This window comes from Mesorhizobium sp. M6A.T.Ce.TU.016.01.1.1 (assembly GCF_003997065.1).
GTDB lineage: Bacteria > Pseudomonadota > Alphaproteobacteria > Rhizobiales > Rhizobiaceae > Mesorhizobium > Mesorhizobium mediterraneum.
Map to the genome: position 1 here is coordinate 1 of NZ_RZTJ01000172.1, position 397 is coordinate 397.

A 397-nucleotide genomic window follows, 5' to 3' on the forward strand; every position below is an offset into this window, starting at 1 on the left:
GATGCCGAGCGAGGCGATATCGCCAATCGGTGCAATCGCCGCCACGGCCATGTCGTCGTCGTGAGCGAGCGAACCGGTTATCCCGTCGGGCCAGACCGGCGCGCCCGTTGGCGCGCGCAGGATGGCGACGTCGCCGGCGCCAAGCTCCGCCAGCAGTCCGTGCGCGATCCAGCGCGCAGCGCCGCTGGCGCGCCGCATGGCAAGCTGGCGCGCCGCGATAGAGCGGGCTTCCATGGGCAGCAGATGGGCTTCATCGCCTTCGCGGATCAGGCGGCATCCGATCCGGACACCGCTCGGCGCGATCGCGGCCATAGCCTCCAGCAGGGTCGTTTCCGCCGATGAATTCGCAACGGGCGGCGTCAACGATCGACCATCGGCAGGACGGCGATCATTTCTC

1 pseudogene is annotated in these 397 nt (G+C 69.3%); it reads right to left on the reverse strand.

Annotated elements, in window-relative coordinates:
- Positions 1–312 (reverse strand): annotated as a pseudogene (locus tag EOC94_RS33825) (4'-phosphopantetheinyl transferase); the annotation flags it as partial.
- Between the last annotated feature and the right edge of the window lie 85 nt (positions 313–397).